Source organism: Nonomuraea wenchangensis (assembly GCF_900111685.1).
GTDB lineage: Bacteria > Actinomycetota > Actinomycetes > Streptosporangiales > Streptosporangiaceae > Nonomuraea > Nonomuraea wenchangensis.
Window position 1 is genome coordinate 39,080 of record NZ_FOHX01000030.1, and the last position, 11,909, is coordinate 50,988.

Here is an 11,909-nt window from a genome sequence, read left to right on the forward strand (position 1 = left end):
GGATCAGGCACACTTTCCGTGATCGGGCCCGCTGAGTAGATCACGGTTCGGGCGTTCCAGCCGGTAGTCGTCCATCTCAACACGAACATCTGCAGCGTGTTGATCAAGGAACTGGTCGCCGTCCTGTTCCCTCATCTGGCCGGCGTGTGCGTTGAGCAGGTGTTCCGATCGGGAACCACGGTGAGGATCCAGGCCACAACCGGCACCATGGAGGCCGCCTGCCCATCCTGTGGAACTCCGTCGCAGCAGGTGCACAGCCGCTACGAACGACGACTGTCCGATACCGCAGCCGGCGGCCAGGAAGTGCTCATCCACCTGGGGGTACGCCGCTTCTTCTGCCGCACTGCCACGTGTGCGAAGGCGACATTCGCCGAGCAGGTCCCGGCGCTGACCGTCCGATACGGCCGCCGCAGCGTCACCGCGGCCAGGGCGTTGCAGGCCATCGCGCTGGCGCTGGGCGGACGGGCCGGAGCCCGGCTCACCTCCCGGCTGGCGGCCTCCGTCAGCAGAATGACGTTGATCAGGCTGCTCCGAGCCCTGCCCGACCCGACACTGCAAGCCGGTCCACGAGTGCTCGGGGTGGACGATTTCGCCCTGCGGCGAGGTCACACCTACGGCACCATCTTGATCGACATCTCCACCAGCACCGTGGTGGACGTGCTGGCCGACCGGACGGCCGACACCCTGGCCGCATGGCTGCGCGCCCACCCTGGGGTCGAGATCGTCTGCCGCGACCGGGCCGGCGCCTACGCCGAAGGCATCGCCCGGGGCGCGCCTCACGCCACCCAGGTCGCCGACAGGTGGCACCTGTGGCGCAACCTCGGTGAGGCCGTCGAACGCACCGTCACCCGCCACCGCCACCACCTCCAAGCCCTGATCGCCACGCCCAGCACTCAAGCCAGCTCACCGCCCGAGGCGCTGCCCGCCCTGCCCCGCTCGCCCGCCGACCGCCAGGACCGCATCGCCACCAGGACCCGCGAGCGGCATGCCGCCGTACACGCCCTGCTGAAACAAGGCCAGGGGCCGGGAGATCACTCGCCTGCTGTCCCTGGGCCGCAACACCGTCCGGCGCTTCGCCCGCGCCACCAGCCACGAGGACCTGCTCGTTCACAACGACACCGGCCGACGGCCCAAGAACCTGGACGCCTACGACCCCTACCTGCGCAAGCGGTGGAAGGAGGGGTGCACCAACGCCGAAACCCTCTACCGGGAACTGCAGGCGCTGGGATATCGCGGCAGCGGCACCACCGTCCGCCAGTACGTCCACCCCTGGCGCAACGCAACGCCTCCCACGCCGGCCCCAACGCGGCCGCCCACCGTCCGGCAGGCCACCAGCTGGTTCCTGCGCAACCCCGCCAACCTCGACCCCGACGAGCACCACCGCCTCCAAGTGCTCACCACCGCATGCCCTCAACTGGCGGCCCTGCACGAGCGCGTACACCAATTCGCCGAGATGATGACGCACCGCCGCGGGCAGAACCTGGAGACCTGGATGAACGCCGTCCTGAACGACGATCTACCCGAGCTGCGCTCCTTCGTCACCGGGCTACGCCGCGACCAAGACGCCGTCACCGCCGGGCTCACTCTGCCCTACAGCTCCGGGCCCGTCGAAGGCCATGTCAACCGCACCAAGATGCTCAAGCGACAGATGTACGGCCGCGCCAACCCCGATCTCCTGCGCAAACGCATCCTGCTGACCGACTGACCAGGGTCCAATCACGGAAAGTGTGCCTGATCCAGTTTTCAGCCGTCGCCGTCACACATAGGCTGTTTGCCCAGCTCAACGCCTCTGAACAGGCACAGGAGCCTCCCCTCTCCTAACTCGGAACTCCCTCGGGCTGTCGTAGGGATTCTTCTCCTCTGTGGACACCTGGCGGTAGCAAGGTGTGGGGGTATCACTCCAGGTGTGGAAATGATCACCGAACGTAGACGGAAGTCTGCAACGATCATTGACCATCTCGGGGGAGAACATGATCATGTCCACGACACGGGGAAGAACCGCGCTGGCCGCGGTGGGGCAAGAACAGCACGATGACACATCGGCGCTGCTGGGGGCGGCCGCTCATCATGGCGGGGAAAAATCCCCCCAGCGTGACGGCGAGACGCCGTTGCGGGACCTGCTCGGCGATCACGTGCTGGACCTGCTGCTGGAACGCTCACGCGACGGCGCGGGCGGGCTGCGGCTGACCGGGCAGGGCTCGATGCTCGGCGAACTGGTCAAGGCCGTGCTGGAACGCGCGCTGGAGGCCGAGCTGTCGGCGCATCTGGGCTACGGCAAGCACGAAGTGGCCGGCCACGGCTCGGGCAACTCCCGTAACGGCAGGATCGGCAAGACCGTGCAGACCGGGGTGGGGCCGGTCCGGCTGTCCGTACCCCGCGACCGGGCCGGCACCTTCGAGCCGATGCTGGTGCCCAGGCGGGCCGGCCGCGTCTCCGGCGGCCTGGACGACATGATCATCAGCCTGTACGCGCACGGCATGAGCGTGCGCGACATCCAGCACCACCTGCGCCAGATCTACGAGGTCGAACTGTCGCACGAGGCCATCTCCAACATCACCGACGCCGTACTCGAAGAGGTCCGCGCCTGGCAGGCCCGGCCGCTGGAAACCGTCTACCCGGTGGTGTTCCTGGACGCCATCGTGGTCAAGGTCCGCGACAACCACAGCGTCCAGGCCAAACCCGCCTACCTCGCGATCGGCATCGACGCCGACGGCGACAAGCACGTCCTCGGGATCTGGCTGGCCAAGACCCCGCTCGATACCGCCACCGCCGGCGAGTCGGCCCGTTTCTGGACCTCTGTGATGACCGACCTGCGCAACCGGGGAGTGCGCGACATCCTCATCGCCTGCACCGACGGACTGAACGGCTTCGAAGACGCCATCCACCATGCCTTCCCGCACACCATCGTGCAGGCCTGCGTCGTGCACCTGATCCGCAACGCGCTCCGGCCGGTCGCCCGCCGTGACCGCGCCACGCTCGCCGCCGAGCTCAAGAAGATCTACACCGCACCCAGCGAGCAGGCCGCCTTCGACGCCCTGACCGACTTCACCGCCTCCACCTGGGGCCAGAGGTATCCGCAGGCGGCCCGTGTGTTCGAGACCGCCTGGAACCGCTTCACCCCGTTCTTCGCCTTCTCCCCGGCGGTCCGCAAGCTGTTCTACACCACCAACAGCATCGAGTCGCTGAACTACCAGCTGCGCAAGGTCACCAAGGCCCGCGGCCACTTCCCCGGCGACGACGCCGTGGTCAAACTGCTGTGGCTGGCCATCATCAACATCGAGGACAAACGCGCCCGCGAACGCGCCATCACCAAGGAGAAGACCGGAAAGATCAAGAACTCGCCCAGCACCGCCCGCCTGATCGAAGGACAGCGCACCATCGGCTGGCGCGAAGCACTCATCGAACTCGACATCGCCTATCCAGGCCGTATCAGGTAAAGACCGCTCCCAAGCTCTCAGAAACGATCTTTACACACCTGAAGTGACAACCTCCAAGGTGTCCACCTCACAGGTGACGAATGGATCTTCTGGACTGCATCTGGTCGCCGGGCGGATGTCTGCCAGATCTCCGTTCAGGGAGCCGACGACCCCTCAGCCCCAAACGCCAGCTGACGATCGAGCAACCTGTTACCGGCCTTGCACGAGTCTCGTTGAGGCATGCCTTCCGAGAGTCGGCTTGCCGAAGCATCTGAATCCGGCGCGTCAGAGCTCTTTCGTGAGCGCAGTGTTCACTGCGGAGAACCAGGCGTCCGCGTGAGGGCAGGCATTCCTGATGGTGTTGATGCCGATATCGGCTATGACGAGCGGGCCGTCAGACGTCTTGCGGTACCGCGGATATAGATGCAGTAGACGCTTGGAGGGGGCTGTGTTGAGCCCGTCATTGACCAGTTCGGCACCTTCGGCCTGCACGACTATGGCCCGGACGGCTTGGGCCAGTGCGTCGTCGCCGGTGAGTTCACCGAGCGCCTCATGCCCCAGCAGAACCCATGCCTCCAGTTCATGGAGTACCAGGTGCGGCACAAAACGAGGATGGTCAATGGTGCCGGCCATGGCTCGCTCGACGTGAGTCACACGGTCATACGGCGAACCCGAGGGGCGTGTCGCCATGCCGGGCACGTCGGTTGGGAGTCCGTAGTAGTCCAGCATGGTCGTCAAAACGGCGATGGAGGAATCCGCAAGGAGCAGGCGGATCTCCGAGGCGAGCTTGGCCCATCTGGACAGGCCTCCTCTGTAGGAAGGGCCACCTGCGGGACGCTTGGTCGTGAAGATGGACCAAGTGACGTAGACGTCGGAGCTGCGCAAGTAGGGCTCGATGACTTCGCGCACGACGGTCTCCTCGGACTGGCCCTCGCACAGGATGTGCACTCGGCGCATTCTTGTCACCGCGACTCGGCCTGCGGCCTGCCACCGAGCAGATTCTTCTCCCACAACTCGCCCAAGGAGTACTCCTCCAGCCAGTCGGCCAATCCTTCGGGGGCAAGCCGCTTGAAGACCGATGCTCCCTTGTCCCGCTCAACGACGATGAGATCGTCTACCTCGAACTGGTTGATGAGCGTCACCGATTGGGTCGCGATCAGGATCTGACTGGTGGTGCTAGCGGCCCGGAGCATGTCGGCCAGCTGCACGATGGCATAGGGGTGCAGACCAAGCTCCGGCTCATCCAGCACAACAAGGTCAGGGAGATCAGGAAGGCTGAGCAAGGTCGTAAGGCAGATGAAACGGAGTGTTCCGTCCGACAGCGCGTCCGCGGGAAAGACGACGTCCGAGCCCTCTTGTTGCCATCGCAGCCGGAGTCGGTCGTTCTCCTCTATGAGCACGAAGTCCCTGAAGAACGGCGCGACCTGCTGGATCGTGTGGACGATCCTCCTGTACACGGCGTGGTCTTCCTGCTGGAGCCGAAGCAGGATGGCGGCCAGATTTCGGGCATCAGGATGCAGCGCAATGTTGTCGGAGGCGAACCCTGTCTGCTTGACAGGAGCGTTCGCGCTGGTGTCGTGGAAATGGAAGACACGACAACCGCGCAGCGTGTCAGCCACATGCCCGGCAACAGATGACAAGTCTTGCTCATCGATCTCATCCGTGAGGCGACTCTCCCGATGCCCCCGTCCGAGGACATGTTCTTCGCCACGCACCTCGATGCTTTCAAGGCCGAAGATCAGCTCATCGCGAGCCGCCGGGATGAGCTTGGCCCAGTACACGTTGGGCCCGAATCTCAAGCGCAGGGCGACTTCCGGGATACTCCCGCCTCCGCGATAGAGCAGGGCCGAAGCCCCACCCGCCTGGCCAACGAACAGGTTCAGCTGGTGGTCGACGATCCGTCCGAGCAGGGCAAGGACAGAGATGAGATTGCTCTTACCCGCACCGTTGGCACCGATCAAAACATTGAGATCTCGCAACTCCACCCGAGTGGAGCGGATCGAGGTGTATCCCCTGATCGCGATCGACTGCAATCTCTGTGGCGCCATGTGCCCAGCTTAGAGTGATCCTCCGACGCGGCGCCTCCACCCTCCTGCAGTCGGAGATTGGGCACACCCCTGCGCGACTCGGTCGCCGCAGGTCGCGATGGCGGTCGTCGTGGAGGGCTGTCATGACCCATTGCCGTGCCCTGTCTTGCCAGGCCGACTCGGCACTTTCGCGGAAGGTGCGCTTCCATCCCTTGGTCAACATCGCTCGTATCTCTGCTTCCGCGACCAGCGGGCGATCGCGATCGCCAGGGGCGGTGAAGGCGGCGGGATCAGCGACATCGAGGAAGAGCTCGACATCTCTCCGCCACTCTCTGACGTGCATGGTGAGCTGGACGAGCAGCAGCCGCCGGAGCCATGGGTCACCGGCGACCATTTCCAGCAGTGCTGTACGAGCATTCGTGCTGCGGCTCTCGCGCCGAGCCCGGTGATGGAGACGCACCACAGCCTGATCGGGATGGGTGACCGCGATGACCTCAGTACACATCCTGATGATCACTTGAGCCAGCGATTCGGGCAGGTGCTCGTCACGCGCCCAGTTGTAGATCTGCTTGCGGAAGAACATGCTGTGTTCCTCGGCTGTGAGCGCGCGGCGCAACGCTCAGTCAGAAGCCATCTGCCTGCGATAGGTCTTCGGCAGCCAGCGATGTCGGTGCGGTCATGGACAGGGGCGAAATCGGCACGAACAAGGCAGACAGTCTATCAAGTCTTCCTTGACACTCCACATGGCGGAAAGGGGATGCCGAAGCAGCAGAGCATACTCAGCTCCGTTTGGACCGGCACCCCACCAAAGCGGCTCCGAATGCGTGAATCGCGTCATCCAAGCTTCGACTGGGACGCCAATGGCTTCGAAACCGGCAGACACAGGGCCAGGCTCCAGCAGCGCTGGCACCAAACGAAGCCTAGCGTGCCCTGTACTCCGCGTCATCGCGTCGTCACGGCGCTCAGTATTGGGCCTTGCACTGTGGACTCTGGTCGACGTATGGAGAACATATGAGGAGCATCGCCTTTGTTGATCGGGTGGAACACGTAGACAAGCTGATGGAGCTGACGGAAGACGTCTACCGAGGACAAAGCCGTGCTCTTGTAGTCGAAGGACCACTCGGAATTGGCAAATCAGCCCTTCTCGATGAACTTGTACGTCTTACACAGCTGTGTACCGCGGAACCGACTATCCGAATGATTCGCGCCAGGTGTCAGGCATTTGTTGGTGAAACCAATGCCTACGGGCCCGTGATGGCCATCTTCAATGCTCTTCATCCGCCGAGGGCCGTCCGCCACATCAAGTATGCGGCTGTGCAGCATCTACCCGAACTCGTTGGGTCGCTGCCTCTAGTGGGCCCGGCCCTTGCAGCCGCGGCGCAGATCACCCAGGCAGCCATTGATTCTGGTTCTGTGCAGGGGGACAGTTTGCTGCCGTACCGGCAAAGCGTCGCTCATGGTCTTGCGTCGGCATTGGTGGATGCCCTGGTGAATGCTGGACCGACATTGGTGATAGTCGATGATGTGCAGTGGATCGACCCCAGCAGCCTGCTTGTGTTCGACCATTTCATCGAGCAGTCCTGGGGTCACCCGGTGGGTGTTGTGCTGATTCACGAGACGAATCAGGATAGCGGTCCGCCATCCGAAGGAGCAACGGTCAGGGAGTTCCTCGACCGGTGGCAACTCCAGGGACGCCTGGAGCGGATTACCCTCGGCGCCCTATCAGACGGCGCCGTGGCGGAACTCGTGCGCCTTTATCACGGCCCCGATATCGCTACATCAACTTTGACCCGGCTCAGCCGGCTCACCGGTGGGCGACCTGCTTATGTCGTTCAGCTCCTGCCTTTGATGAGGACCGATGGCGGGCTCGATGGCCCGCTACCAGAAGCCTTGCGCCGAGCGGTTCGGCGGCCGTTGGCGCTACTGGAAACCTCTGACCGGGAATTGCTGATCGTAGCTGCCACCCAGGGATCCACTTTCCTGGCTCCGCTTGTTGCCCGAGCGGCCGATCTAGAGGAGCAGGAAGTCCAGGACAGGCTTCATCGGCTCTCGCGGGAGAGTGGATTTATCTCAGCGGCACCGAATCCCGACTGGGCGCCCCTTGCCGACTGCTATCAGTTCGACTGTCTTCTGCTTCAGAAGGAGCTGTATGCAGAGCAGAGTCCCAGCCGGCGTCGGCAACGTCACACAAAGATCGCCGAAGGGCTTATGGCGCTCGGCCATGAGCTTCCTTTGGATGCCCGACTCGATTGTGTCCGCCACTTCCGTTCGGGCGTCCCGCATCCAGCCTCTGGAACCGAGCACCTTAAACTGGCCAAGGATGTGGCGGTCAAGGGACTGTCCTTTGCTGAGGCGGAGACACTGTGTCGCTTCGCGGTCCAAGAGATCGAGCGTCTGCCAGAGCGAGCCTCTCACCGGGACTCTCTGATGGCGCAGGCCGTAGAGCTCCTCCTCAACATCACCGAGATCCACTGGCAGGCACGGCGGCGTCCCAAGGGCGACGACCTGGAAGGTCTAGCCGCACACGCCGAGGAGGCGGCTCGCCGCTGCGGCGACCCCGTCCTGACGGCACGCACGGTCATGCTTCACGGCAAAGTCCTCCTACACACTCAGGGACTAGTGCCCTCACTGGACATGCTGAAGCTAGCGGTGGAACTCGCCCGAGACACTGACAACTCTCTGGCACTCTTCGTCGCCCTTGCCGAGTACGGGCGTCAGCTGCCAAAGCGCGACTTGATCGGTGGCCTTACAGTGCTCCGGGAAGCCCAACGGCTCTACGAGACCGACCCCCGTCTCCGCAACTTGTCTGATCCAGTCCTTCGCCATGCCCGCAACCTCACCGACATGCAGTTGGGAGTAAATCTCTTCGATGCTGGGGATTTCGGGGCGGCGCTGGTACACCTCACCGCATGTGTGGAACGCCTGCGCGAGGATCCGCTAAATGCGGAGCTTCCTATCGCGCTCAACTACCTTGCTCAGTTGTACGCAGCCATGGGGGATGCAGACACGGCGGAGAACGCCCTGCGGGAAGCTCTGTCCTTCGAGGAGACTCGCGGCGGACTCAGCGGCTGGCACGCCTACAACAGCGCCCTCCTTGCTCGGCTCATAGCATTTGATCCAGCCCGCAGGCACGCCTGTCAGCCGATGCTTGCGGAGGCATGGCGGGAAACCGAGCAAACCTGGCTGCTCAACCTCGTCCCCATCGTCCGTAACCTCTACGCCGAGGTGCTACTTCTACTTGGCGACACCGATCCAGCTCTGCTGAACCAGTCGCTGGCTCTCGCTGAAGAAACCATCGAAGAGACTCGACGAACAGGCATGATCCGGAGTGAGATCGCGGCGCTTTCCCTGATCAGTCGGATCCGTCATCTGCGTGGCGAGACTGAGGCCGCCGCAGTATTGGCCCGAGATGCCCTCGACATTCTCCGGCGTGTAGGAGATCTACCCGCGTTGCGTACCGAAGAGGTCCTCCACCATGCCGCAGAGGTGCTGGAAACCGTCGGTCACAGCCAGGAAACTGTCATGTGGCTGCGCGCCGACGTACAGGACCGTGTACAACGTATTGCCGACAGTATTACGGATTGTGCACAACGAGCCCGTTACCTGCAGCATTCCCCGCTCAACCAAAAACTCCCTTATCTGAGCGAGCAGCCGGACAGGACTTGACGTGGTGCTTGCTCAACATGGGAGGCATACGCAGGATAGTGAGGGCGAGCAGCAAGGACCATCAGGGCCTCACGGCAGCTCAAACTAGGTGCACGTAAAGTTGATCCGTGATCGTCTACCGCGGAGTGTTCATGGGTACGCCGTCATAGTCGAGCAGACAGGCACCGAGCTTGGCCAGCATCACGTTAGTGGTGCGATCGACGGAGTACAACACGGTGCCGCGCATTCCGCGGGTAGCAAGCACCCTGTACGTGTTGCGCACCAGGAAGTCGAAGTCGGGCGCGTCCTCGACCGCTCTGTCGCGGTTCTGGCTAACGTCGGCCTCCCAATCTCCGTTGCGCCAGACCAGGTCCGGGCCGAAGATGACGCCAGCCCAGGCGTACTCGAAGCCCTGTGCGGTGTAGATGCAACCAATCTGGCCGTGGCCGCCTGGATGTGTCGCCCACAGTGTGTGTGGCGGTTTGTCGACGAGGGTGCCGTCTTTGCGGGCGGACGACCAGGGCCAGCAGAAGCCGGCCGCGATGCGGGCGGTGCTGTTGGTCTCGGCAGCGCGCCTGTAGAGGAACTTCTCCATCGCCTCGGGGGTGGGGGCAACGTACAACTCATAGTTCTCCAGCGGCCGCCACCGGCGCGGTGGTTCCCCAGCCACCAGCCCGAGCAGCTGTTCGACCCAGCGGATGTACTCCGGGTCGCCGCCGCAACGGAACTGGCTGCGCAGGTCGATCCGCAGGACCTCGTGCTTCATTTCCTTAGCCGCGTTTTCAATGAGCTGGATGGTGCCGTCTTCGCCGGGGCGCACCACCTGATGCTCGTCCAGCAGGAAGACGGGTACGTCCGCCGCCTCGATGAGCTGCTTGACCTGGGACGGGCCCGTGCCGGATGCCTGACGTCTGAGCCGGTGCGCCTCGTCGGCGATGAGCACGTCCAGCTTCGAACGGAGGGTTTCGAAGCTGTTGAAGTACCGGAAGATGCGCCTGGCGCGCGTGTCCTCGCCGGCGTACTCCCACAGCGTGCGGGTGAAGGATCGGCTGCCGGTGGCGTGCGCGACCTTCAACCCGTCTTTGCTGCACGCGGCCAGCAGTTCTAAGGCGATCACGCTCTTGCCGGTGCCGGGGCCGCCCACGATCAACACGACTCGCTTGTTGCCTCGACGGCTCGCTGCCAGCTGGGCCTTGACGTACTCAACGGCTTTGCGCTGCTCGTCCAGCAAGGGGAAGACGGAGCGTCCCCGCACACTCTTGTTGACTGCAGTCATCAGGCTGTCGGTCGGCGACACGCGAGCGGACAGTAGGCCCTGAGCATGCTCGAGTGCCATTTCGGCCGAGAGGGTCTTCGTGAGCATGGCCGCAAACCGTTCACGTTCCTCCTGTTCCTGGCCGTACATCTTCGTGCGCTTCGCACCGCCCTCCAGCTCCTGGCTGTCGCCCTGAATGGTCTCAAGAACCGCGGCGGGCATGTTGTGCAGGTTGACCAGGCTCATCACCTTGGCGGTCCGCAGCATCGGCACGAAGTCGCGCAGAACCTGCCGGTATCCATCAGCCTGGACGGCCGGGTGCAGGCGTGGGTGACGGCCGGGTGCGTTCGGCACGTGCACCATCTGTGTGCCGCGCACCGGCCGGACCTGCGACCACTGTTTGTTCTCCACCACCACGACGCAGATCTCGCCGGTCTCGCGCTCGCTTCCGACCAGGACAATGTCCATGCGTACGTCGCAGATCGGCGCGGTCAGCTCGACCAACACCTGCACGTCTTGCAGGCCGGCGCTGATCAGCAGGTCGATGACGGTGGGGATGCTGCCGCCCCACGAGGCGCTCTCGCTTTCTCTCGGCTTCGCTCCGTGCATCGCGACGAAGCGTCGGCGCAGTTCCTCGACCAGTTGACCTTGAGCGATGATCTCGGCGAGTTCACCTGCACTGCCTTGGTACAGACAACGCAACGCCACGAGACTGCTCCTTCGGAACGACGGCCGACGCAGCGGTCAGCAGACGGGCGGGGGCGAAGGGTGGTGCGAGCCGTACTGTAGCGATCATTGCTGACAGATTGGGACAGATCAGGGCAGCATCCGTACGCAGATACAAACTGGCGCTTCGGCGGGGCGAACCGCGGACCCGTCCATCTCCCCTCCAAGCGGTGGGCGGAGCGCGCCCCACCTGCGATCGGGCGGCCGTCACAATGCCCCTGCCGTTCGGCAGCGGTAACCTCGCCAGGTCCTGCGTACGGGCCGGCAACGACGACTGTCGCGGCGGCACGGTCGTCGGCCATCTCCGCTTGGGAGTCCAGCACGGAGGCCGCCATCAGTGAGGTGCGACTCCACTTGATCGCGGTAGAGGTACGCGGTGGGCCATCAGGTATGGGTGACGAAAAGTGGCTGCCGTCAGAGAACCGACCCGCCCCGGCCTCTGGAAACGCCTTCAGTTACTAGAAGGAGCCTTGCTGGCGCTCACTCGGAGCTTTGGCAAGCACCACCTGAAGGCGAGCGCAGTTCGATGGTGCCGGTGGTCAGATACGGCGTCAGCGGCAGCCGACCAAGCTTCGGTGAGCAAGTGCAGCATGGTTGTGAGTCCGCCACCAGACCGTCCGAGCGCATGCCGCTCGCGGGGACATGTACGGGATGATCTTTGGTGTGGCACACGCCGCGCGAGGCATCTGCCGAGCTCAGAGGGGGCATCCCGGCTGTAGAGCCTCCGCTCTCCTAAAGCGGGTGTCGCAGACATCCGATCTGCGTAAGTTGTCAAGCCATGGCCTTCGATGGTGGCTGGAAGGCGACATCTTCGTTGTAGGTCACGCCCTTTTGCAGGCA

At 63.8% G+C, this 11,909-nt stretch carries 6 protein-coding genes and 1 pseudogene; 4 read left to right on the forward strand and 3 right to left on the reverse strand.

The window, feature by feature from the left end; genetic code table 11:
• Positions 1-180 precede the first annotated feature (180 nt).
• From BMW85_RS52770 to BMW85_RS47155, 3 genes and pseudogenes are all read left to right on the forward strand, one after another.
• A pseudogene (locus BMW85_RS52770) lies at positions 181-861 on the forward strand (ISL3 family transposase); the annotation flags it as partial.
• Positions 862-1,222: 361 nt separating this feature from the next.
• Positions 1,223-1,705 (forward strand): transposase, encoded by a 483-nt coding sequence (locus BMW85_RS51760; protein WP_281249713.1) that lies wholly within the window; start codon positions 1,223-1,225, stop codon positions 1,703-1,705.
• Positions 1,706-2,108: 403 nt separating this feature from the next.
• Positions 2,109-3,437 (forward strand): IS256 family transposase, encoded by a 1,329-nt coding sequence (locus BMW85_RS47155; RefSeq protein WP_425434432.1) that lies wholly within the window; start codon positions 2,109-2,111, stop codon positions 3,435-3,437.
• Positions 3,438-3,701: 264 nt separating this feature from the next.
• Here BMW85_RS47155 and BMW85_RS47160 read toward each other — a convergent pair whose 3' ends face one another.
• Entirely contained in the window at positions 3,702-4,373 is a 672-nt protein-coding gene (locus tag BMW85_RS47160; protein ID WP_091094294.1) for a DUF4276 family protein, read from the reverse strand.
• 5 nt (positions 4,374-4,378) lie between these two features.
• Entirely contained in the window at positions 4,379-5,464 is a 1,086-nt protein-coding gene (locus BMW85_RS47165) for an AAA family ATPase (protein ID WP_091094295.1), read from the reverse strand.
• A gap of 990 nt (positions 5,465-6,454) precedes the next feature.
• On the opposite strand from BMW85_RS47165, the gene BMW85_RS47170 reads away from it, so the two are divergent.
• Positions 6,455-9,109, forward strand: coding sequence for an ATP-binding protein (locus BMW85_RS47170; RefSeq protein WP_091094296.1), 2,655 nt, complete (start codon positions 6,455-6,457; stop codon positions 9,107-9,109).
• Between the two features lie 115 nt (positions 9,110-9,224).
• Here the strand turns inward: BMW85_RS47170 and BMW85_RS47175 are convergent, their stop codons facing one another.
• Positions 9,225-11,051: a DUF2075 domain-containing protein gene (locus BMW85_RS47175; RefSeq protein ID WP_091094297.1), complete on the reverse strand. Its 1,827-nt coding sequence runs from the start codon at positions 11,049-11,051 to the stop codon at positions 9,225-9,227.
• Positions 11,052-11,909: the final 858 nt, after the last annotated feature.

Excerpts from the sequence above, each read along its gene's own strand:
- BMW85_RS47160 (WP_091094294.1), bottom strand. The coding sequence starts at position 4,373 with ATGCGCCGAGTGCACATCCTGTGCGAGGGCCAGTCCGAGGAGACCGTC.
- BMW85_RS47165 (WP_091094295.1), bottom strand. The coding sequence starts at position 5,464 with ATGGCGCCACAGAGATTGCAGTCGATCGCGATCAGGGGATACACCTCG.
- BMW85_RS47170 (WP_091094296.1), top strand. The coding sequence starts at position 6,455 with ATGAGGAGCATCGCCTTTGTTGATCGGGTGGAACACGTAGACAAGCTG.